The organism is Arthrobacter sp. Y3221157, assembly GCF_059089865.1.
Genome location: NZ_JBNHFD010000017.1, coordinates 1 through 22,731 on the forward strand (window position 1 = coordinate 1; position 22,731 = coordinate 22,731).

Annotated in this window: 21 protein-coding genes and 1 pseudogene; 4 read left to right on the forward strand and 18 right to left on the reverse strand. The window is 59.9% G+C overall.

Annotated features, from left to right (window positions below):
- Positions 1-596: 596 nt before the first annotated feature.
- The 14 genes from AC5RTT_RS07145 to AC5RTT_RS07210 form a co-directional block, all read right to left on the reverse strand.
- On the reverse strand, positions 597-983 hold the full coding sequence (locus AC5RTT_RS07145; RefSeq protein ID WP_494144605.1) for a hypothetical protein: 387 nt from the start codon (positions 981-983) through the stop codon (positions 597-599).
- Positions 984-1,795: 812 nt separating this feature from the next.
- On the reverse strand, positions 1,796-2,311 hold the full coding sequence (locus AC5RTT_RS07150) for a gluconokinase (RefSeq protein WP_494144606.1): 516 nt from the start codon (positions 2,309-2,311) through the stop codon (positions 1,796-1,798).
- Between the two features lie 314 nt (positions 2,312-2,625).
- Positions 2,626-3,693 (reverse strand): L-idonate 5-dehydrogenase, encoded by a 1,068-nt coding sequence (locus AC5RTT_RS07155; RefSeq protein WP_494144607.1) that lies wholly within the window; start codon positions 3,691-3,693, stop codon positions 2,626-2,628.
- Positions 3,693-4,463, reverse strand: a complete 771-nt coding sequence (locus tag AC5RTT_RS07160; protein WP_494144608.1) for an SDR family oxidoreductase — start codon at positions 4,461-4,463, stop codon at positions 3,693-3,695. Before AC5RTT_RS07160 ends, AC5RTT_RS07155 begins: the two co-directional genes overlap by 1 nt.
- On the reverse strand, positions 4,460-5,401 hold the full coding sequence (locus AC5RTT_RS07165; RefSeq protein WP_494144609.1) for a 2-hydroxyacid dehydrogenase: 942 nt from the start codon (positions 5,399-5,401) through the stop codon (positions 4,460-4,462). The genes AC5RTT_RS07160 and AC5RTT_RS07165 overlap by 4 nt, the downstream gene beginning before the upstream one ends.
- A gap of 50 nt (positions 5,402-5,451) precedes the next feature.
- Entirely contained in the window at positions 5,452-6,213 is a 762-nt protein-coding gene (locus AC5RTT_RS07170) for an SDR family oxidoreductase (protein WP_494144610.1), read from the reverse strand.
- Between the two features lie 79 nt (positions 6,214-6,292).
- Positions 6,293-7,633: an MFS transporter gene (locus AC5RTT_RS07175; protein ID WP_494144611.1), complete on the reverse strand. Its 1,341-nt coding sequence runs from the start codon at positions 7,631-7,633 to the stop codon at positions 6,293-6,295.
- A 45-nt stretch (positions 7,634-7,678) separates the two neighbouring features.
- On the reverse strand, positions 7,679-8,692 hold the full coding sequence (locus AC5RTT_RS07180) for a 5-oxoprolinase subunit C family protein (protein WP_494144612.1): 1,014 nt from the start codon (positions 8,690-8,692) through the stop codon (positions 7,679-7,681).
- Positions 8,689-9,408 carry a 5-oxoprolinase subunit B family protein gene (locus AC5RTT_RS07185; RefSeq protein WP_494144613.1) on the reverse strand — a complete coding sequence of 240 codons (720 nt, stop codon included), beginning with the start codon at positions 9,406-9,408 and terminating at the stop codon, positions 8,689-8,691. Before AC5RTT_RS07185 ends, AC5RTT_RS07180 begins: the two co-directional genes overlap by 4 nt.
- Before the next feature lies 1 nt (position 9,409).
- Complete coding sequence (locus AC5RTT_RS07190; RefSeq protein ID WP_494144614.1) at positions 9,410-10,198, reverse strand: LamB/YcsF family protein; 789 nt, start codon at positions 10,196-10,198, stop codon at positions 9,410-9,412.
- A 223-nt stretch (positions 10,199-10,421) separates the two neighbouring features.
- The gene (locus tag AC5RTT_RS07195; RefSeq protein WP_494144615.1) at positions 10,422-11,237 is read right to left on the reverse strand and encodes an ABC transporter permease; all 816 of its coding nucleotides are present in this window, start codon (positions 11,235-11,237) and stop codon (positions 10,422-10,424) included.
- A gap of 3 nt (positions 11,238-11,240) precedes the next feature.
- A complete protein-coding gene (locus AC5RTT_RS07200; protein WP_494144616.1) occupies positions 11,241-12,161 on the reverse strand; it encodes an ABC transporter permease in 921 nt (306 codons plus the stop codon).
- On the reverse strand, positions 12,158-13,282 hold the full coding sequence (locus AC5RTT_RS07205; RefSeq protein ID WP_494144617.1) for an ABC transporter ATP-binding protein: 1,125 nt from the start codon (positions 13,280-13,282) through the stop codon (positions 12,158-12,160). Before AC5RTT_RS07205 ends, AC5RTT_RS07200 begins: the two co-directional genes overlap by 4 nt.
- A 48-nt stretch (positions 13,283-13,330) precedes the next feature.
- The gene (locus tag AC5RTT_RS07210; RefSeq protein WP_494144618.1) at positions 13,331-14,413 is read right to left on the reverse strand and encodes an ABC transporter substrate-binding protein; all 1,083 of its coding nucleotides are present in this window, start codon (positions 14,411-14,413) and stop codon (positions 13,331-13,333) included.
- Positions 14,414-14,714: 301 nt separating this feature from the next.
- Here AC5RTT_RS07210 and nac point away from each other — a divergent pair, with 301 nt between their 5' ends.
- Positions 14,715-15,650, forward strand: coding sequence for a nitrogen assimilation transcriptional regulator NAC (gene nac, locus AC5RTT_RS07215; protein WP_494144619.1), 936 nt, complete (start codon positions 14,715-14,717; stop codon positions 15,648-15,650).
- Positions 15,651-16,168: 518 nt separating this feature from the next.
- Here nac and AC5RTT_RS07220 read toward each other — a convergent pair.
- From AC5RTT_RS07220 to AC5RTT_RS07235, 4 genes and pseudogenes are all read right to left on the reverse strand, one after another.
- Positions 16,169-16,849, reverse strand: a complete 681-nt coding sequence (locus AC5RTT_RS07220; RefSeq protein WP_494144620.1) for a 4-carboxy-4-hydroxy-2-oxoadipate aldolase/oxaloacetate decarboxylase — start codon at positions 16,847-16,849, stop codon at positions 16,169-16,171.
- A 23-nt stretch (positions 16,850-16,872) separates the two neighbouring features.
- Positions 16,873-18,081, reverse strand: a complete 1,209-nt coding sequence (locus tag AC5RTT_RS07225) for an aspartate transaminase (protein WP_494144621.1) — start codon at positions 18,079-18,081, stop codon at positions 16,873-16,875.
- 297 nt (positions 18,082-18,378) lie between these two features.
- Positions 18,379-19,179 carry a LysR substrate-binding domain-containing protein gene (locus AC5RTT_RS07230; RefSeq protein WP_494144647.1) on the reverse strand — a complete coding sequence of 267 codons (801 nt, stop codon included), beginning with the start codon at positions 19,177-19,179 and terminating at the stop codon, positions 18,379-18,381.
- A gap of 6 nt (positions 19,180-19,185) precedes the next feature.
- A pseudogene (locus tag AC5RTT_RS07235) lies at positions 19,186-19,310 on the reverse strand (LysR family transcriptional regulator); the annotation flags it as partial.
- Positions 19,311-19,489: 179 nt separating this feature from the next.
- On the opposite strand from AC5RTT_RS07235, the gene AC5RTT_RS07240 reads away from it, so the two are divergent.
- Genes AC5RTT_RS07240 through AC5RTT_RS07250 form a run of 3 tightly spaced genes read left to right on the forward strand, consistent with a single transcriptional unit; the run spans position 19,490 to position 22,718 of the window.
- The gene (locus AC5RTT_RS07240; RefSeq protein ID WP_494144622.1) at positions 19,490-20,803 is read left to right on the forward strand and encodes an ABC transporter substrate-binding protein; all 1,314 of its coding nucleotides are present in this window, start codon (positions 19,490-19,492) and stop codon (positions 20,801-20,803) included.
- Entirely contained in the window at positions 20,800-21,786 is a 987-nt protein-coding gene (locus tag AC5RTT_RS07245; RefSeq protein ID WP_494144623.1) for a carbohydrate ABC transporter permease, read from the forward strand. The genes AC5RTT_RS07240 and AC5RTT_RS07245 overlap by 4 nt, the downstream gene beginning before the upstream one ends.
- Positions 21,786-22,718, forward strand: coding sequence for a carbohydrate ABC transporter permease (locus AC5RTT_RS07250; protein ID WP_494144624.1), 933 nt, complete (start codon positions 21,786-21,788; stop codon positions 22,716-22,718). The genes AC5RTT_RS07245 and AC5RTT_RS07250 overlap by 1 nt, the downstream gene beginning before the upstream one ends.
- Positions 22,719-22,731 lie beyond the last annotated feature (13 nt).

Sequence of the window (22,731 nt, forward strand, 5' to 3'; positions counted from 1 at the left end):
CAGGCCCTCGCCGGAAAAGGAGTCACCCAACTGAACTAACAAACCCGACGATGGCCAATCCCGCCGAATCCAAGTGGGCAGATCTATTGGCCATCACCGGGCAGTTTTACTGGCCACCAGCGGGCACATCAACTGGCCGCCCGTGGGCAGAAACTAATGGCCATTGACAGTCTGATGTCGCCGTTTAAGGGACTTGATCAACACAGGTGGTGGCGAGAGTGAAAAGAAATGTGCGTGAGCTGAATTCGACGAACTCTGGCTCCTCAATGGTGTTCATCTGGGCTCGGTATCGAATCTACCTGCCAATGTTGCCCTCGTGAGGGGCGTCACCATACGGCATCAAGATGCCCTTATCTCGCTTTCCGATGCACTCTTCTCGGCAGGCCCTGTGCCTGTTCCTTCCGCTGGGAGAAAGGCAAAAGGAGGCGCTTGTTCGGAGGCTTGAAGAGCGTAGAGAGAATTCCGCTGCGCTATCAGGCCCATGCGGGTGTTGCTGCCCCCGCGAAGGAATTGTGCTCTTTCCAAGGTCAACGTTCGAACGGTCTGCACCACGCACATGCTTTCGGCCACACTTTTGCAGGGCCGGACAATTTGCCCTAAGCAGATGCTTTGCCCAGCCCCCGAGTAAAGGGTCGTGTAGCTTCCTGAGGGCTGACTCCCCATGTCATTTTCCCTACGTAAGCCGGATTAAGGCCAGTCAGGGACGCCAGTTCGTAATCGTCCAACAGGCCCTTACGCCGAACCTGGGCTATGACCTTTAGCCGCTTCTCTTCAACTGCAATTCTGTCGGCTTCGAGAGCGCTCAACTCGTCCCTGAGAGCTGCGATGCTTGCCAGATGATCCTTTGGTCGTGTTTCCGAGGGGTAGAGTTCCTCAAACGACAGGGCTATCCTGCGGACGTCTACTCGTGTCAGCTGTGCAGCCTCTGCCAGCACAGTAATTTTGACGCCGTCCACGTATGCCTGGGCGATATGCTCGTTCATTCGGGATGAGATGCTACGAAGGTTGCTGGACTTGAATGAAAGCAACTGGCGATTTTCTTTCAGAAGTTCGCGGAATTTCTCAGCCTTCTGCGCTGGCGACTCTATTTTCCGCGCTCCTCGGTACCGGTAGCCCGATGCAATTGTTGCGCGGCGAGCGGAGGGTTCCGGATCCTTTATATATCTAGCCATTGCTGCCTCACACGTTGTCATCGGAAAAAGCGGTTGCATGTTTGGAGCTGGGCCCTTGTGACCTTCCGCTCCACATGAGCGCAGTGGTGCGGCGGCGCACCAGCCCGCCCGGCACCCTGTTGCCGTTCCTGCCAATCAGGGGTACTTCAACACCGGTCGGTCTCCGTTCTCCCTCATCATGTTGGTGTGTCGGCACTGACTGGGGGCCCACGGCAGAAGTTCGTTGCCCCACGTACGCTAGGTATGCGCGGGCGAGCTCGCGCCATTCTTCAGGCGCTGCGTGCGGGGCCCAAATGCCGAAAAAGTGCTCTAAGTCCACTCCTATGGAGGAGAGCATGTCCTCGAAAGCTTCCTCGCGTAAGCGGTACAGGATCACCTTGGAGCCGTAGCGACCGGCGGTGAAAGAGGACAGCGGGGTGCGCGCGGTCGGAGGCCAGTGAGCCCACGCGCGGGAAAATGAGCTTTCAAAGGCGGCTGGTCGGGGGCTGACATGTTCAGCACCCAGCGCTGCTAGTCCACCAATAAAGCCATGAGTGAGCTCTGTAATGAGATCCTCCTGGGTAGGTGGCAGGGATATTCTGCGGATCCCTCCTTCACCACTGCCAGTCATGGAAACCATCCCGCTAGCGGAACTTGCCCTCGAGTTGAGCAAGGATCTGGTCCACAATGGCGTCCGGGCTGTTGTTGATATCCACGGTGATGTGGGCTTCGTCGGTGTCCGGGGCTTCGAGGGTAGCCAGTTGGGACTCCAGCAGAGTACTCGGCATGTACTCGTGAACCCGCCCGTTGATCCGTTCGGTGATGGTTCCCGTTCCGCCCACCAAGTGGATGAAGACGACCTCCGGTGCATATGTCCGCAGGAAGTTACGGTATCTGCGCTTCAGTGCTGAACAGGCGATAACGCCGGTTCTGCTGCCTGCGGTGTTTGCCAGAGCGTGCCCGATCTCTGCGAGCCACGGCCACCGATCCTCGTCAGTAAGCGGTACTCCCCTGCCCATTTTCGTTTTGTTCGCTGATGAGTGGTAATCGTCGCCGTCCGCGAAGGGGATGCCGAGTCGTGCTCCGAGGAGTGTGCCGATCGTCGATTTGCCGCACCCCGAGACGCCCATTACTACGAGAGGTGGGATTTGCCTGTCCATGTCTTTCCTGTTCTATGGTCGGTGCCGGCTTGATCAGTCATAAGCAGGTGCGTCGTCTTTTGGAGATCGCGGAATGGACTGCTTGTTACCGTGACCACGGGGCAGTTCCTTTTATGGCTGACTGCTAAGACTGGTTTACGGTTACCCGACCGGGCCCTGAAATGGGCAGGACCCTGGCAGGCTGGGCAGACCAGGTGTCCTCGCCTGTCCCGCCGCCAGATTCTGTCCCGTTTGCTGTAGTCAGCAACGTTCCATATCTTCCGGTCGTAGGTGCTGAGTGCCCAGTTCATGTCATGATCTTTGCGTCGAAAACTCTAGTTGTCGGTGCTGGCTGAGAAATCCAGGAGAACCTTTCCGGATTCAGCCGAGTTGCGGGCTACTTCGAAGGCTTCAAGTGCCTTCTCCAGGGGGTACTGGTGGGTGATTACCGGGTCCAGTTGCAGTGTGCCATCGGCCAAGGCAGCGATGACTTCATCGATCTCGTCGTTGAAGCGGAAAGATCCTACAAGCTGCAGCTCCCTGGTGATCGCCAAGGAAATGAGAACTGGCTGCGCCCCGGTGGGCAGAAGACCGACCATGACCACTGTTCCGCCCCTGGCTGCACCCCGGATAGCCGAAGTCAGTCCATGGTGGTTGCCGGAGGATTCGATGACGACGTCTGCCTCCACCGCCGCGATAGCGTTGACATCGGCAGCGGCGAGAACTTCATCGGCTCCAAGGGCGCTGGCAATCTCCAGTGGCTTGGAATGCACATCGACAGCGACAATTCTGGTTGCGCCGGCACGTTTAAGTACAGCTACGACCATGGCACCGATGGGACCGCAGCCGATGACCAGCGCCGTCTTACCTTCTACGTCGCCCGCGCGGGAAATGGCGTGCCAGGCAACGCTGGCAGGTTCGATCAAGGCAGCGGTCCGAAGATCCACATTCTCCGGAAGGACGCGCAGCATCCGGGTCGGCAGTTTGACATAGCGGCTGAAGGCACCGTCCTTGTGTGGATACCGTGCGGCGCTGCCAAGATAAGTGCACCCGGGTGAAAGATTGGGCCGGTCAGATGGATACCGTTCCTTTCCTGGAGCCGGGGTAGCGGGATGAACTGTGACCGGGGTTCCAGCAGCTGGGCCGGTGCCGTCCGCTGCTGCCCGGACAACAACCCCCGATATCTCGTGCCCGAGAACAAGGGGTGCTTTCAGGATCGACTCGCCCGCGGCCCCGTGCATCCAGTAATGCAAATCTGAACCGCAGATGCCGCCGAACGCAACTTCGATGACGGCTTCGTCCTGCTCAGGGGTACCCAAGAGAACCGTATCGATTCTCAGGTCACCGGCGCCGTGGGCGACAACGGCAGGCCCGGACTGCGGAAGTTCTCGCGATGTCAGCATTACACCACCACCGTCATTCCGCCGTCGATAAAAATGGTCTGGCCGTTGACGAAATCCGATCCGCTGGATGCAAGCCAAACGGCCGGTCCCGCCAGGTCCTGCACGGTGCCCCACCGGTGGGCTGGGGTCCGGCCTAGAATCCAGGAGTTGAACTGCTCGTCATCCACCAGGTTCTGGGTCATCTCGGTGTGGATGTAGCCCGGCGCGATGCCATTAATCTGCAATCCGGATGAGGCCCACTCCGCCGTCATCGCGCGGGTGAGGTTCCGGAGGCCGCCCTTGGCCGCGATGTAGGGTGCAATGGTGGGACGGGCCAGGTCGGTTTGGACCGAACAGATGTTGATGATCTTGCCGCGCCCGCGGGGAATCATGTGCCGGGCTGCTTCCCGGCCCACCAGGAACGCGCTGGTGAGGTCGGTGGTAATGACCCGTTCCCAGTCGGCAACGTCCAGGTCCAGCATGGGCACCCGGTGCTGGATCCCGGCGTTGTTGACCAGGATGTCCAGCGGACCCACGTTTTCTTCGATCCAGGTGACGCCCCGCGCGGTGGCTTCGGCGTCGGTGACGTCGAAGCCACAGCTGGCGATCCGGCCGGGTGGAAAATCCGCGGCCAGCGCCGTTTCAGCTGCCTTGAGCCGCTCAGCGTTGACGCCGTTGAGCACAACAGTGGCTCCAGCGTCCGCCAGTGCCCTTGCCAAGGCAGAACCGATACCGCGGCTGGAGCCGGTGACAAGGGCAACGCGCCCGGTAAGGTCGAACAGTCCGCTCATGAGAACGCCCCCTGCCGGACGAGGTTCGCCGGGGTTTGCCCGGCAGCAAGGGCTTCTAGCTGGCGCCGGAGGAGCTTGAGGATCCGCGGCTCAAAGGCTGAAGCGTTGCCGCCCACGTGCGGTGTGATAAGGGCGTTCTCCGCCGACCACAGTGGGTGGCCTGTCGGCAGCGGTTCGGGATCGATGACATCCACCGCGCAGTTTAGGCGGCCGGACATTACTTCCCGGGTGAGGGCATCGGTGCTAATCACAGCTCCGCGGCCGACGTTGACCACCAGGGCACCATCCGGCAACGCGGAAAGGACCTTCTCATCCACCAGATGATGGGTCTTGTCGTTCAGCGGCAGGACGGACACCAGGATGTCGTGGTCCGCGGCCAAGGCAACAAGATTTTCAGAGGAGTGAACCTGGCCGTCCGAGTCGGTCCGGGCGGAGCTTCCTACCCTGGTAACCGTCACTTCGAACGGCTCCAAACGACGGGCCAGTTCTTTCCCAATGCCGCCAATGCCCAGCAGCAGGATTCGCCGGTCGGCCAGGGACTGACGGCGCTGGGGCTTCCAGCTCTCAATCTGCTGGTCTCGAACGGCCTGGTCAATCCCCCGCAACTTGGCCAGCATGAGTCCCACCGCGAGCTCGGCAGTGGCAGCAGCGTGGACGCCCGAGGCAGTAGCAACTGCCGCAGCCGGACCGGCTGCCTCCGGAACCCCGTCGTAACCCGTTGACTGCGTCTGTACGAATTTGAGGTTTGGGACGTACCCGAGGGAGCCCAGCACCGCCGACGCGTCAATGTACGGCAGGATCACGCCATCGATCTTGCCCAGCGCCGAGTCCGGCTTGTCCTTCATGTCCCACACCACTCCCCGGAGCCCAGAAGGAAGCGGGGACAGGTCTGCCAAAAGCTGGGCATCGGGGAAACTGACGGTTTGCACTAACTGCATCGGAAGGGCCTATCGGTTGTTATTGGAGAGGGGAACTGGCGGCCGCGGAATCAGACGGTCTCTACGCGGCGGTCAAAGGTCAGACCGCCGGGCACCTGGAACGTGGGCATCAGTTCGAGCATGCCAACGTTCACGTGGCGTGGTGTTTCGACGGCGTAGTCCAAGGCGTTGACGATGTCATCAGTGGTAAGCGATTCGTAGCCCTCGTAGTAGGTCTTCCACGCCTCCTCCATGGCTTCCGGGGTACCGCCCATGTTCCGACCAAAAATTTCGGTCTCAACGCGTCCGGGGCAAATCTCAGTGACGCGGATGCGCTTGCCCACGGTATCGTTGCGGAGCTGACGGGAAATCTGGTGCACCGCAGCCTTGGTCGCGTGGTACACCGTGTGGCCGTAGAAGTTGTAAACGCCTGCAATAGAGCTGATGTTCACTATGTGGCCGTTGTCCCGTTCCACCATGCCCGGAAGCACGAGACGGGTGAGTTGCAGCAGAGCGCGGAGGTTTACGTCGACCAGTTCGTCGATGTCGCTTTCGCTGGAATCCAGGATGTTGCCGGGGCGCGAGACGCCTGCACAGTTGACCAAAACATCCACTTCAAGGCCGGAAACTGCTGCTGTTAGTGCGGCGGTGTCGGTCAGGTCAATGGCGTGCGGGATGGCTCCGGTGTTGTCCGCGAGCTCCTTCAGCCGCTCTTCATTACGTGCAACCGCGTGGACCGTCAAGCCCCTCTTGGTCAGCAGCTCCACAATCGCGGCGCCCATTCCTGTTGAGGCACCGGTTACCAAGGCGGTTGAATATTCTGAAAAGGACATGGAAGTCTCCAATAGCTGGGTTGAATTCGAAGTTGAGAGTTGAGTGGTAGTGGCTCACCCGGCAGTAGCCGGCAAGTTGTTAAGCGTCGCGGAGCGGCTGGTGCGCCCGGTCCTTGACGGTGCTGACGGCGGCAAGCGTGCCCAGCGCGGTGATCACTGCGTAGAAAGCAGGCATGTAGATGTTGCCGGTGGAGGAGATCAGCCAGGTCATTAGCAGCGGCGCGGTGCCGCCGAAAAGTGCCGACGAGATGTTGTAGCCCAGACCGTAGGCTGAATACCGCACACGGGTGGGGAAAAGTTCGACGATCAGGATGTGGATCACCGCGGTGTGGCCGGCGAAGACCACTGCCATGATGCTGGCGCCCAGGATGGCGAACGCCATTTCACCGGTGGCGATGAGCGCGTAGGACGGAATTCCCAGAACTGCCATGGCGATGGCGGAACCGGCAATGACCTTCTTACGCCCGATACGGTCCGAGAGCGCCCCCATGAACGGGATGGCTATGCAGATGACCACCAGGCTGCAGGCGGTAACCAACAGGGCTTCACCGATAGTGAAGTTGAGCTGCTTGCCCTTTAGGAACGTGGGCATGTAGGAGAACAGGACATAGTAGCCGGAGCCGTTCATCAGCGGGATGAAGAGGGCCAGCAGCATGGCGCGGCGGTGTTCGGCGGAGGCGAAGGCTTCCTTGAGCGGGTTCTTGGACAGCCCGCCTTCTTCCTTCAGCTTCTCGAAGTTCGGGGTGTCGCTGATGGCCTTGCGGATGTACCAGCCGATAATTCCCATGGGGATGGCAACCAGGAACGGGATACGCCAAGCAAACGCGCCGAAGCCGCCGCCGTCGATTGCTTCCTGGGTAAGCCACGGGGACATGGAGTAAGCAACGAGCGTGCCGGTAAGCAGGGCCGCGAAAGAGGCTATTTGAGCGTAGGAGGTAATAACACCGCGCTTGCCCTCGGGGGCATGTTCTGCCAGGAAGGTCATGGCGCCGGCAGCTTCGCCACCGACGGAGAAGCCCTGAAGCATCCGGAGCAGCACTAGCAGAATGGGCGCAGCGATGCCGATGGCGGCGTAGCCAGGCAGCAAGCCGATACCTGCCGTGGCGACGCTGATGAGCAGGATGACGAAAACCAAGAGTTTCTGCCGCCCAATGATGTCACCAAGGTACCCGCAGACAACTGCCCCAAGGGGCCGGACGAAGAAGGAAACGGCGTAACCGGCGAATACAAACAGCAGGGCGTTGTCCGGGTTGCCCGGCGCCAGGAAGACCAAGGCGAGCGTTCCTGCCATGAAGGCGAATATCCCGTTGTCGTAGAGCTCCACGAAAATTCCCACACACCCGGCTGTTACGACTTTTCGGGTTTGCTTGGGATCTAGGCGGTCACTGTGCGCTCCGACCACCCGTGTTGATGTTGACATCAGTAGTTCCTTACTTCTTTGTACCAAATGCGAAAGTGTTGCTCGTCAGGTGCCTGCAGCTGGCACGAGGTTCTGCCACGTTCCGGGGGAACCTATGCCCAAGAGGGCGAAAACTGTGTTTACCGTCGTTCGCAAGGTTTCGAGCTGACGAATAGCAGCGCGATATTGGGCCGTGGCTTCGGCCACTGTCGTCTTGCGGAACCAGATCCTGTCACCGGGCCTCAGCTGTGCAAGGACGTCCAGCGAAGTGCTCGTGACCACGGCGAGAACCGGGTAACCCGCTGTCACCCCTCGTCCCCGGTGCAGGACCAGGAGTTCCTCACGTGAAGGCACTTCGACGGCGCCCACCGGAACTCCGCGGGAAAGGACTTCCCCAGTGGCCTGCCGTTCGGGCAGTTCCCCGCCAAGCCGAAGCCCAATGTGGTTGCTGCGTCCGCTGACCGTATAGGTTCCGGTGAACAACAAACCGGCTGATTCACCGAACTCCTCGATATCGGGGCCGTCGGTGACCTCAATGACCGGGTTTGCGCTGAAACGGGGCAGGTCAAGATCGAACCGGAACAGCGGCAAATCATAATATGGCTGGCGTACCGGCTTGACGCTCTTGAGCGTCTTGAGCACAATCCCTTCGGAGAGTCGCAGCCCAAAACCCACTACGGTATCGGGTGCGCAGCTGCCCATCAGGACGGGAACTTCGAAGGACCCGTGCACGGATATGTAAGCCCGCAGTCCCGCGTTGATCCCTTGAAGCGCAACAATCTCCCCCGCCCGGACGGAGACGGGTTGCCACTGGGGGTATTCACGGCCGCCGACGGTAAGCGTGAGGGGTGCACCAGTGACCGCGATCAGAAGGTCAGTGCTTGCCCGCATTCGGAAATCCAGCGCCGTCACCTCAATCAGCGGTTCGTTATCGGTGTTGCCGGCCAAAATATTGGCAGCCCGAGCCGAGAACTGGTCAAGGGCGCCGTTAACCGGAAGCCCGTACTTAGGTCCTGAGAATCGGCCCAGGTCAGTGACCACCGAATGACCGGCAAGTTGGACCGTTAAAGTTCCGGTCATCGGGACGCCTCCAGTTCTTTGCCGGCCAACCGGGCAAACTCGCTGGCTGTAATTTCGTGGAATCGGATTACATCTCCCGGCAGGTACGGAACGAGCGGATGATTTTCAACATTCAACACGCTCAGCGGTGTTTGGCCGATCACGCACCAGCCTCCGGGGGCAACCGCTGGTGCGATGACCGCCTGCCTGCCTGCCACAGAAACGGCGCCGGCGGGAACTGAAAGTCTCGGATCCTTCAGGCGGGGTACCGGCACGGGAAAATCCGGACCGTCCATCATCGGTGAGCCAGCCGGGGCGCCCAGACAGCGAATGATGTACCTCTTCGACGTGTGCAGCTCGATAACGTCAGTGACGGATAGTCCCTCGTGGTCTGCCACCATTTCAAGATCCGGACCATACTCTCCGCCATAGACCACTGGAACACTGAACTCCTGAGGTTCCCTCATTGGGGCACCCACAAAGTCCAGCTGGCGCATCCCTAGAAGGACAAACGCACGAATCTGGCGGGCAGAGGTGAGGTAGGGGTCGAACTCTACGAGCACGGAGTCGTAGGTCGGCACAGCTCCATGGATGCCGTCAGCGCCAGCGGTTTCAAGCCAGCCGGCAAGGGCATGGACAGTGTTCCAGTTCCGGTCCCTGTCGGCCGAAACGGCCACAACACGAAGGGCCGCGTCACCGGATTCATGGATTTCTACTGGTGTGGAGTCTTCAATCATCTCAGGCTGCCGTTTCCTTTGCCGCCAGGACCTGCGCCAGGGGCGCTATGGTCACCCCTGAGGCCGTAAGCTCAGCACGAATGAGGCGTGCAAGCTCAACAGCACCGGGATTGTCGCCATGAAGTAGGACCGTGTCGGCAACGATGGGAATGTCAGTACCGGCCACAGATTCGATGACGCCCTCGCACACCATCCTGATGGTGCGGTCGGTGATTGTCCTTGGGTCATGGATGACGGCACCCGCCTGATTGCGCGGTACCAAGGTGCCGTCTTCCATGTATGCACGGTCGGCGATGCCCACGATGCCCACGGCGAGATTGCGCTCCCGGGCGGCGGTGGCGAGTTCTCCGTCTTGGGCGAGGACTATGAGGTCCTCCTGCGCTCGCGAAACGGCATCTGCAACGGCTGCAGCATAATCCGGCCTGGTCGCGACCAGGTTCCCCAGGCGCCCGTGGGGTGCCACATGGGAGATACGCGTCCCGTGGTATGAAGCGAAGGCGGTCAAAGCGCCCAGCTGGTAAAGAACGTCGTTGCGTACTTCATCTGCTGTCAGGTCCATGGCCCGTCGTCCAAAACCACGAAGGTCGGGGAAGCTGGGGTGGGCTCCGACGCTCACTCCGCGTCGCACGCACTCAGCAACGGTCCGGTTCATGATATCCGGGTCCCCAGCATGGAATCCGCAGGCGATGTTGGCACTGGAAACGATGTCCAGCAGCGCATTATCGTCTCCAAGAGTGTAGGCACCGAAGCCTTCGCCTAGATCTGCAACGAGATCTACCGTGGGACCCATGATTCGCCTTCCTGTGTCGTGTTGGTTGGTTATTTGAGGAAAGGAGCAGATTCGCCGGCACAGGGGTGCAGGCAGGCTTGCTGACTTTAAATGAAATGTGAGATGTGGCCTCAATGACCCATGAAAAGTCTTCCATCGAGACTTGTCCCACACAAAGACGTAATCGGTGTCCCCCAATAGCTCTCAGTTATGACCTCGGGCCTGGGTGACAGGCGGATCCGGGTCAGCGTAGGGCTTTCCGGAGGCCCATGACCCGTTCGACGACTACAACAACGGCCAAGGAGATCAGGATGAGGAACACGGACAGGGCTGCGACGGCGGCGTCTGCCGAATTCTCCACATACCGAAGTACCTGTACGGGAAGGGTTGGCAGGCCTGATTCGGCCACGAACAGTGAGATGACGGCTTCGTCGAAGGAGACGATGAAGGCGATGACGCCGCCGGCGATGACCCCTGGCTGGATGATGGGCAGGGTCACGCGGCGGAACACGGTCCAGGAGTCGGCGCCGAGGATGCGGGCGGCCGCCTCACAGGACGTGTCGGTAGTGGCCAGGCTCATCAGCGTGGTCCGGATGACGAACGGGATGGTGATGGCGACGTGGCCGATGATGATGCCCGCGTAGGTGTTGTTCAACTCCAAGGGCCCAAAGAGCAGGACCATGCCCAGAGCCAGGACGATGCTGGGGATCAGCAGCGGAGAGAGGAAGAACGACTGGACGGCGGCTTTGGCCTTGAACTCGAATCGTTCCAGGGCCAGTGCGGCCGGCACGCCCAGCGCGAGGACAATGAGGGTGACGATGACGGCCACGATCAGGCTGACCTTCATGCCCTCCATGAAGGTGCTTTCCTGCGGCAGCATCTCGTACCACTTCAGGGTGAACCCCTCCGGGGGGAAGGACAGGTACTGGTTGGAGGCGAAGGACACTACGAACACGATCAGCAGTGGTGCAAGCAGGAACAGGTAGAGCAGGAACACCAGCAGCCCGAAGGCGGGTTTGGCGGGATTGAAGCGCGGCTTGAATACCTTGACGTCGCTCATGGTTCAGCCTCCGATCTTCTTGGTGAGGCGCTGGTAGATGGCGATGATCAGGCCGAAAAGCACCAGCAGGATGACGGACAGGGCGGCCGCGAAGGGCCAGTTGAGCAGGCCGGTGGTCTGGTCGTAGATCTCGGTGGCAAGGACCTGCACACTGCCGCCGCCCAAGAGCCGCGGCGTAATGAACGTGCTGATGGAAAGTACGAATACCAGCAGGAACGCCGTGAGCAGGCCCGGGAGGCACAGCGGGAGCGTGACCCGGGTGAAGACCTTGAACTTGCTGGCGCCGAGGGAACCTGCTGCTTCCTCGAGTTGGGGGCTGAGCCGGCCGAACCCGGAGATCATGGCCAAGATGGCGTATGGCATGAAGATTTCCACCAGGCCGATGGTCACGCCTGTCATGTTGTTGGTGAGCTTCAGGGGTGTGTCAATCAGGCCGAGCCCGTCCAAGGAGGAATTGACCAGCCCGTTGGTTCCGAGGATGACCATCCAGCCGTAGGTTCGGACCACAGCCGACGTGAGCAGCGGGGCGATGGCGATGGCGATGAGCAGGCCACGGTATTTGCTGGTGCTGCGGGCCAGGAAGAGGGCCACAGGGTAGGACACCAGGACGCACAGGACGCCTACGGTGACGCCCATCTGGAAGGTATCCAGGGTGACCCGCCAGTAGTAGGGGTCGGTTAGGGGCCGAATGTAGGTGTCCAGCGTGAACGTCTCAATAATGACGCCGTCCGGGGCGCCCTCATTGAAGGACATCCGGACCATATAGGCCAGCGGGAAGACAAAGCTCACCAGCAGGCCGAGAAGCCCAGGCAGCAGCAGCGCCAAGTAAGTGCGGCGGTTCCTCCGCTCAGTGGCCCGTTCCAGTTGCCCCTCATCCTGGGCCTGGCTCTTCGCCGGGGCGGCAGGGGGTCGCAGGAGTGTCATGCCGCCAGCCTTTGCTGCGCCGCAGGCTCAGGGAGCAGGTATGCATCCTCCGCTGACCACGAGAGGTACGCGGCGTCCCCGATGCGAGGCAGCTCGCCGCTGCCGGTCAGCATCTGCGCCTGCAACTGCTGGTCACCCACTCGGACAGCGACGGACAAAGCGTCCCCGGTATAGCTGACCCGCTCAATAGCGCCCGCCATGGCTCCCTGCGTCGCCCCGGCGTGAAGGGAGACGTTGAGTCGGTGCGGACGAATAACCAGTTCGTGGGCTTCGCCGGACAGGCCTGCCGTCCCGACAGCGCCGAACTGGCCCAGTCCATCGACATCCACCTTGTAGAAGCTTTCCCCGGCAGTGTTTGCCGGTCCGGTTTCGGCACCCACCCGGGCGGGAAGGAAGTTGGCCTGGCCGATGAAGTTGGCCACGAAATGCGTACGGGGGCGCTGGTACACCTCGGTGGGTGATCCGAACTGCTCAATGAGGCCACCGTTCATAACGGCGATCCGGTCGGCCATGTCCAAGGCCTCGTCCTGGTCGTGCGTGACGAAGAGCGTAGTTGCTTTGGTGCGCTGCTGGATGGACCGGATTTCGGTACGCATGGTTTCGCGGAGCTTGGCATCGAGGTTGGACAGCGGTTCGTCCAACAGGAGCAGTGTTGGTTCCACCACCAGGGCGCGGGCCAGGGCGATGCGCTGCTGCTGCCCGCCGGAGAGTTCCCTGGTCTGGCGCTTGCCGAGGTGGCCGAGCTGGACCATGTCCAGTGCGGCTGCCACGCGGGCTTTCTGCTGCGCTTTGGGGGTCTGGCGCATTTCCAGGCCGAAGGCCACGTTCTGTTCAACGTTCATGTGCGGGAAGAGGGCGTAGGACTGGAACACCATGCCCATTCCCCGCTTGTTGACGGGGGTATGGGTGATTTCCTTGCCGTCCACCACGATGGAGCCAGCGGTCGGGTCCATCAGGCCGGCCACCATCCTCAGGGTTGTTGTCTTGCCGCAGCCCGACGGGCCGAGGAGCGCAACCAGGTGCCCCTCCTCCACTTTCATGTTCAGGCGGTCGACGGCGGGTTCCAGACCGGTTGCATATCTTTTGGTCAGATTTTCGATCGACAGTTTTGCTTCATTCACGGGATTCACTTCTCCTGAAGGGAAAGTTGGGAGGGGCACCGGTGGTGACTATTTGGTGATGATTTCGCGCTTCCAGGTGTCGGTCCACTGGTCGCGGGCCGAGGACAGGAATTCCACATCCAGCGGAACGATGTTCACGGAGCCGTCGGTGGGGACGACGCGGTCTTTCACGTCTGCTGGCAGGTCCGCATTGGTGACGGAGGGGGCGTAGAAGAGTGCCTTGGCGAATGCGGTCTGTGCCTCAGCAGAGAGTGCGTAGTCCACAAATGTCTTGGCGGCCGCAGAGTGCGGAGCGTCCTTCACCAGGTTGATGGTGTTGATCTGGTAGACAGTGCCTTCCTCGGGGAAGGTGACGCCCATCTTCTTGTTGCTCTGGTCGCTGTAGAACTGGCCGCGTGCGTTCTGGCCAAGGCCGAGCACAGTCTGACCCGTGATGACGTTCTGGTACTCGTCGGGGTTGGGAGCAAAGGTCTGAACACCCGGTGCCATCTCCTTCAGGCGAGTCACAGCGGCGTCGATGCTCTTGGTGTAGTCCTCACCTTCCATCTTCGAGGTGATGGCCGTCAGGGACAGGCCCAGCAGGGACGGCGGGGCGTTGACGTTGATCTTGCCGGCGTATGCCGGATCCCAGAGCACCTTCCAGCTTTGTGGCGGTGTGGGGAAGGTGGCGGTGTCGTAGAGCAGTCCGACAGCGTCCAGCATGGCCACTGGGCCAAAGCCCTCCTTGTCCCGGAACTTTTCGGGGACGTTCGCCAGGTTGGGAACGCTTGCCTCGTCCACTTTCTCAAACAGGCCCTGCTTGTTCCCTGTGGTGGAGACCGAGTTATCCATGATGGCCACATCGGTTGCAGGGTTGTTCTTTTGCCCCTGCAGCGCACTGAGCATCTCAGCTGAGGACCGCTTGGACGCGTAATTGATCTTGATGTCCGGGTACTTCGCCTTGAACGGTTCAATCACGGCGGCGGTGTATTGGTCCTGCCACACACCGGAGTAAGCAATCAGGTTCACTTCACCTGAGGTGGCGCTGCCACCGTCAGCAGGGGTCGAGGAGCCACCTCCGCAGCCAGTGAGTACGAGCGTTGCAGCAGCGGCCGCGGCCAGCGCGATCCTGCCCTTTGCGATAAATTTCATTCTGTGGCTCTTTCCTAAGTAGGAGGCAAATAACGACGTCGTTTAATTGCTTGCTGGAAGCTATAGAACGTATATTTCCGGTTTGTAAAAGAATCAGCTAAGTCGATATGGGCAACTATGCAAAAGGCCTATACCGCCATAGGAACGACTTATGTTTGGACGGGTATAATCTGTGTATCAAACAGAAGTGTTCTGGATCTCAGATTAGTGGGCGCGAGATGGGTCACACAAAGACCTAATGCATATCCCGCCATAACTTTTATGTATGACCCGGTGCCGCTTCAGATCGAGCAGAGGAAAGATGGACACCAGGAAACTTGCGTACTTCGTGAAAATCGTTGACTCCGGAAGCATCACTCGTGCGGCTGCGGCTCTGCACGTCGCTCAACCTGCCCTCAGTCAGCAGGTTTCCGCGTTGGAAAGCGAGCTGAAACAACGTCTTCTGATTCGGAGTAAGCAGGGGGTCGTCCCTACCGCCGCAGGCCACACGCTGTATCGCCATGCCCAGACGATCCTGCGGCAGGTTGAACAGGCCCGTGATGACGTGGCGCGTTCAGGTGCCGCACCCTCCGGACGCGTCTCGATAGCCATTGCTCCGTACAGCATGGCCTCAAGCCTTACGCCCCAAATCATCAGTGAGGTGGGACGCAGGTACCCAGACATCGTTCTCCATCTCACAGAGATATACGGCGGGGTTCTGAGCGAAGCCATCAAAAATGGGCGGCTGGACATGGCCCTAATTTACGAGCCCGGCCCAATTCGCGGGGTGCAGTTCACCACGATGATCGTGGAAGACCTGCACCTGGTCGTCAATGGAACAGGACGAGCCAATCAGGAGTCAGGAGAGATCTCCCTGGCGGACGCCTCCCAGTTCGGACTCTTCCTACCCGAACAGAATCACACCCTGCGGCAGATCGTTGAAGGTGGCCTGCAAAGCAAGGGGTTAACACTGCGGCTGGTAGGAGAAGTGGAGTCGGTGCCGTCGCTGACGAGACTGTTGCGGGCAGATCTTGGGGCGACTATCCTGCCGAAGTCGGCTGCCGATGCCCTATTTCACGCAGAGGATTTCCATGTCTTGCGGATCATAGATCCGGAACTGCAATGCAAAATCGCTTTATGCACCCCTGATCACGAACCCCTTTCGGAAGCGGCGTCGGCGGTGCTTCTTGTGCTGAAGGAAATGCTCCAGGAGATGCTCAGTGACAAATACGGCAAGCAGAGTTACAGCGTCCCATAAAAATTGCTTATCAGGACACTCAATTCTGGTCTTAGCGGTTCCTGCGGCCCGAATCTAATCTGGAAATACAAAGGCAAAGCCGCCTTGGCATTATTCCTCAGAATTGCGATTTGGAGCCTACCGTGAAGAAGATCCGTAGCGTGTACCGGAAGCCGCTTGGGGCCAGCCCTCGGCTTGTGGCCAGAACAGGGACCCACTGCCCCACCAATGGCTTCTGGCGGCCGGAAGGAGACAACGGCCAGCCGGTCTTCGTGTTCCAGGGCAGTGTCATGCCGACTGTGGAATCGACCGCCGTGATTTGGGAGCTTCAGGAAGGGTTTTTTGGGCCGCCCGCCTATCCGCTTCCCGGGCAGACAAGGACCGCCAGTGCAGTCGGCTCGTGACATTACGCTTAGCAAGCGAGGAGGGTCCTGTCTCTGAGACAGGACCCTCCTCGCTTGTTAAAAGTACGTTGTCAGGATTAGTGAGGGCCCCATGTCGTAGATGACATGGGGCCCTCACTAACACTGCCACGAATTTTAGAGGGCGTCCTCAACGAGCAGGCCCTTGGCCTTGAGCACGTTCGTCAGGTTGCACAGTTCTATCGTGGTGCCGCCTTCGTGATAGAGACGAATCAGTTCACGCTCGGCGTCCTCCCGCTCCTGCGACAGGCGGATCACGTCTTCAGCTTCATCTTTGCGGACGACGACAACGCCGTCGGCATCACCGCGAAGAATATCTCCGGGGTAGATGACTTCGTCCCCGAAGACCACCGGATGGTTGATGGGCCCGATGGTTTCCTTGACGGTTCCTTTGATGCAGACGCTGCCTGAAAACACGGGAAGGCCGAGCTCGATGAGCTCTTTTGTGTCACGGACACCGGAGTCGGTCACCATCGCGGCCAGGTTCTTGGCCTTCATGGCGTTTCCGAGGACGTCGCCGAAAGTGCCTGCTTCTTCGAATTCGCCGGCAGACACCAGGACGACATCTCCAGCCTGTGCGTAATGGATAGCCACCTGCAGCATCAGATTGTCCCGAGGGGCGCAACGTACCGTAAGGGCCGGGCCACAAAAGGACATGGAACGGTCAATGGGCTTGATTTTGGAGCTCAAGGCTCCCTTTCGGCCTTGGGCCTCGTGAATGGTAGCGGACGAGAATTTGCTGAGCCTGCTGACCACATCTTCAGAGGGGCGCTCGATGTTGGTTTTGACGTGAATCATAAGAGTTTCCTTTGGTACTGGTTTTAGATGAGTGCTTGGACGGCTTTGCCGATGGCGGCGATTGCCTCTTCAATTACCGAGTGGCTTGTGGCATACGAGATTCGGAAGTAAGGCCCCAGTCCATAGGCTGATCCCGGAATTGCCGCAACGGATGCGTTGTTCAGGAGGTAAAGAACAAAGTCCTGATCGTTGTTGATCACGGTTCCTTCGGGAGTCTTCTTGCCCATGACGCCAGTGCAGTTGACGTAGGCGTAGAAGGCGCCCTCGGGGGTGGAGCAGGCGAGCCCCTCAATGCTGTTGAGACCGTTTACTGCAAGATCCCTGCGGCTCCGGTAGACCTCTGTGTTGGTTCGAATGAAGGATTGATCGCCGGTCATTGCTGCAGCGGCAGCGGCTTGGCTGATCGAAGAAGGGCAGGAGGAAATCTGGGACTGAAGTTTGTTGATGGCACTGATAACTCCGGCGGGACCAACGGCGTAACCCAGCCTCCAGCCTGTCATGGCATATGCCTTGGATACCCCGTTGACTACAAGGATCCGGTCCTTGAGTTCTGATGCTACTTCCACCAGGCTGCAGAGCCGGCCCTCCCCGAAGTAGATCTGGTCGTAGATTTCATCCGTCAGGACGTAGACCTGCGGGAAGCGGAGCAGAACGTCAGCCAGCGCGCGCAGTTCATCGCGGGTGTAGACAGCTCCTGTCGGGTTCGACGGGGTGTTGAGGATCAACCATTTGGTTTGGTCAGTAATGGCTGCTTCGAGGGCACCTGGAGTCAGCTTGAAGCCGTCTTCCTCAGGACACGGGACGATGACGGGTGTGCCTTCATTGGCGAGGACCATGTCGGGGTACGAGACCCAGTACGGCGCGGGAACGATGACCTCGTCTCCGGCGTCAAGTGAGGCCATGAATGCTGTGAAGATGACCTGCTTGGCACCGCCACCGATGGTTATCTCGTTGGCCGAGTAGTGCAGCCCTGTGCGCAGCTCCAGCGTCTGCAGGACTGCCGTCTGTAGGGCCGGCGTTCCGGTGACGGACGTGTACTTCGTGTCGCCAGCCTCGATGGCCGCCACTGCCGCCGCCTTTATGCTGTCCGGGGTGTCAAAATCAGGTTCACCCACGGTGAGGTCCAGGACGCGGCGACCCTCTGCCTTAAGTTCCCGGACACGCGCGGCGGCGGCCACGCTCGCCGAGGACTTGATACGGGAGACGCGCGAAGCGGGTATGAATTCAGGCATGTTCTCTTCCAAGGTTCGGAGTCAGGACTTAATCTCCTTTTGAGCCTAGGGAGTGAGATGCAGTTATGGATAAGACCTAAAGTGCGTGGACGGATAAGCGTTGCTTATGACACGGAACTCCCTGCCGCGGCCCAGAGGGTGGTTGATCGCGATGACTTGGGCGAGGGGCACATACCCGTGACCCCACGCACGGGCGGGAAAAGGAGGGCCTGATAGACATTCAACCCCGCAGCCCTGTGGAAAGGACCTTCGGAAACTCCAGCTGCGCTGCGCCGGTGCGGATCGGAGTATGCAGACCTAGCCTGAAGCATCCGTAGCCGGCCGGTGTGGCGCTGTGATGCCGGCGTGCTTGGCCAGTAGTTCCTTCAGGATGACCTCGACGACGCGGGCCTGCTCAGACAGAGGCTGGTGACTGCCAGTGCACAGGGCAAGGCCTATCTCGGTAATTGGGTCCTCAAGTTCGTGGAGCTGGACATCGGGATACTTTTCCAGGGACGGAAATGCTGACAACGGCAGGATGGTTGCCCCCAGGTCTCTGCCAATGAGTTCAAGCAGCGTAGGCATCGATTCGACCTCACCTAGCAGCCGTGGGAAGAGGTTGTGCTGTTGGAAGGCGGCGTCCACAGCAAGTCGGATGGAGTGCTGGCGCGAGGGCAAAAAGACGCCCACGTCAGTCAGGGCTGTGAAGGGGACAGGATCCGGGAGATCTGACCGTACACTCGTCGCCAGGTAGAGTCGCTCGCGGTGAAGCGGCTCGACGTGCACGGCCCGCAGAGGAACCGGGGTGTAGAGGATGCCCAAATCCATCTGCCCGGTTGCTATTGCTTCACTCAAAATTGAGCCGAAATTCTCCCTGACATGCAGGACGATTTTTGGCGCTGCTTCCCGAACGGCTTCAATGAGCGGGACCGCCAGCTCGGTGGCAAGGCTGTACGGGGCCAAGCCAACTGAAACCCGTCCGCTGGGGCCATCTGATACCGCTTTGACCTCCTGCACGGCGTTATCGACTCCTCGGACGATCAGTTGAGCATGCCTATACAGAACTCGCCCCGCTGCGGTGGGTTCGACGCCATGCTTGGTTCTGACCAGCAGCTTCACACCCAGCCTGGTTTCGAGATTCGACAAGTGCTGACTAGGGCAGACTGGGCTAGGTGAAGAGCGATCGCGGCGCGTGAAATGCTGCCCAGATCGACAGTCTTCACAAACGCTTCAAGCTTCCAGGTGTCCATGTACTCCCTTTGGTGCGGATCACAATTATCCCAGAGCAAGGGTATCCATCGGAAAGCACGATATGGGCATCTTGAGTGCGTATGGTGATGCCGCTCACAAACGTCTTTTAGCTGGGTACAGTCGATTCCAACCTCAAATTGAGGGCCTCCATGCTGGAGGAAGAGCCGAGGATCAACCCATGACTAAATTGACTCTTCTCCGCTCGCTTATGGCAGCGGGATGTTCGGTCGCTTTGATTTGCTCAGCAGGATGCTCGTCATCCCAACCGGCGAGCACCGCCGATGACGGCCAGCCGTTGGAAGTCTGGTCGCGAAGCGGCCCGGAGGCCGCAAAGACTTACCAGGCCGTGCTTGACGCCTTCACAGAAAAGACCGGCATCAAGGTGGACTACCTGGCCACTGTGGAGTTCGAGACGCAACTGCAGTCCCGCGCCGCATCCAAGGACCTTCCGGACGTGATGATCTACGACCAGTCGAGCATGGCGAGCTACGCGGACAAAGGCATGCTCCGTTCAGTTGACCGAAACGCGATCGAAGGAGCGGATCAGCTCAGTGACGCTTCCTGGAACTCGGTCAAGGCAGCCGACGGCAACACCTACGGAGTTCCCTTCAGCCAACATGCCCAGGTGACCTTCATCCGCAAGGACTGGAGGGAACGGCTCGGCATCGAGACCCCAAAGAACCACGAAGAACTCTTGGCCCTCGCTACGGCATTCGCAACGGGAGACCCAGACGGCAACGGCGTCAACGGTGATACGTACGGGATGACAGTACCCGGAACAACCGATCGTGGATTCTTCACATGGTGGGCTTCGTCCTACATCTGGCAGCGCGGCGGCTCGATCGTCAGCGGCGGTGACGGGAAATACAGCGTCGAGGTGGACAACCCCCAAACGGTGGAAGCGGTCACCTGGTTGAAATCATGGTTTTGCACTCCGAACATGGTCCAGCCCGGCGCGCTCACCAATGCCAGTGCCACGCCGTTCTTTGCTGAAGGCAAGTCCGGGATCTACCAGACCGGCCCCTACGCCTTCGTGAACTTCGACAAGTCACCGGGCAAGGACAAGTACGAGGTCATCACCGCGCCCGAAGGGCCCGGCGGGAGTACAACGCTGACGGAACGGACCAGCATCTACTTCGGGGCCTCCACCAACAAACCTGACAAGCAAGAGGCCCTGGCAGAATTCCTCATCTCTGAAGAGGCCCAAAAGATTGGCATGACCGCCCCAGGGCAGCCCGTGGTCCGGCTCCCGGTCAACGAATCAGTGGACGCAGCTGAGGTTTATGGCGATCCCCGCTGGAATGTGGTCCAGGAACAGCTCTCCGATTCCCAACTCCTGCCCTCCGAGATCGATTTCACCGTTATTCGCCAGGATGTGGCCGAGACGCTTAATTCGATGTTCGGGCAGTGCTCCTCCGATGTCCCGAAGGAACTGTCAGCCCTCGCGGACCGCATCACCGAGGATCTGAAAAGCAGGGACGCTCTCAAATGATGGAGAAGATCGTCCACCCGGCATCGGCTTCCGCGCCGGTGCCGGGCACGGCACCGGCGATGGAGCGGCGGCAGGTCAGGCACGGCAGACCAGCAGAAGCTCCCACGCGACGTCGTCGTAAGGCGTTCCCCTGGATGGTGTGGTTCCTGCTCTTCCCTGCCCTCCTGCTTTTCCTGTACTTCAAGTTCATTCCGATGTTTGCCGGAATCTCAATGAGTTTCCACGACGTGCGGCCTTTCCTCGGTGATATTTGGGTGGGCTTCGACAACTACAACACCGTCCTGTCGGATCCCAAGTTCGGAGCCGCCATCAGGCACACACTGCTGCTCGGCGTCGGCCAGTCCATTGGAGCAGTCCTTGGCGGGCTGGCACTGGCAATGATCCTGGAAGGAGCAAGCCGCAGCCTGGCATTTGTCCGGACCCTCGCGTTCCTGCCGGTGGTAACAGCCACCGCGGTCATCGGGGAAATCTGGCGGATCATCTACTACCCCGCTCCTGATGGCGTGATCAACGCCTTATTGGGCCTGGTAGGAGCAGGGCCGGTCCGATTCCTAGAGGACCCGGACACCGCCCTGGGTGCAGTCATGGCAGTAGGCATCTGGCAGGGGGCCCCTTACAACATGGTCATCCTCCTCGCGGGCCTGGCAGCCGTTGACCGCTCCCTGTATGAGGCCGGCGCCATTGACGGAGTAAATACGTGGCAGCGGCTGCGATACATCGTAATGCCGGCGCTCCGTCCTGCCATGACGATCGTGATCGTCCTCGCAGCTATCCGAAGCCTCAGGGTTTTCACCGACGTATGGGTTCTGACCGGAGGAGGTCCTTCGGGTGCCACCGACGTCTGGATGACCCGCGTCTACTCGCTGGGCTTCGAACGAAATGACATCGGAGTGGCCTCTGCCGCCTCGGTCCTGCTGCTACTGGCCACGGTGGTCATGACTCTGGGTGCAGTGCTGGTAATGCGGCGACGCAAGGAAGGGTGATGATCGTGTCCATTAAGAACATAACTCCCGAACCGGCTTCGACCGGCAAAATCCGGCACAGCGCCCAACAGGACGGCCGGTTCGAAACCGCCCTTGGGTGGAAAGGCGACCGAAAGTCGTCCGTGTTCCTGCGGCTCGGCCTTGCCGGCCTGGTGGTACTGCTTTTTGCCGGGCCAATCCTGGCGATCATCGCCAGTGCCTTCGACCTCAACTCAGATCCCACCCGGTTAAGCCTCATTCCGCAAAACCCCAGCTTCCGCAACTTCGAAGTGGCCACGGACCGTGGCGTCTGGGGCTTCTTCCTGAACTCCGTACTCATCGCGGGCTTTGGGCTGCTTCTGCAGATCATCGCTGCCGTGACCGCCGCCTACGCACTGGCACGGCACCGCTTTCGCGGCCAGGCCGTCATACTCGGGCTGTTCCTGGCCACAATGATGCTGCCTGAGGAAGTCGTGGCTGTTCCCTTGGCTGTAATCCTGGGGGACGTACCGCTGACGGGCATCAACATGAGGGGCACCATCTGGGCTGTCGCCCTGCCTGTGGCGGCTTCCGCCTTCTCCATCCTGGTGATGACGGCGTTCATGAAGGACATTCCGGACGAAATTGAGGAAGCAGCAAAAATAGACGGCGCCGGCGATTTCCGGATGCTGTTCCAGGTGATTCTTCCGCTCTGTAAACCCGCGCTGGGGGTCGTCACGATCTTCGGCTTCATTGGCGTCTGGGACCAATACTTGCTCCCCCTGATCGCAGCCAACAGCACCGCCGACTACACCATCACGGTAGCGTTGGCCAGTCTCCGGGCTGACGTGCAAGTGGGCACCGGAGTTCTCATGGCCGGCGCTTTCCTGGCCCTTATACCGTCCCTGCTGGTCTACCTGCTGCTGCAAAAATCCTTGGTCCGCGGCATGACCTCCGGAGCGGTCAAAGGTTGACATTTCCCCCGCA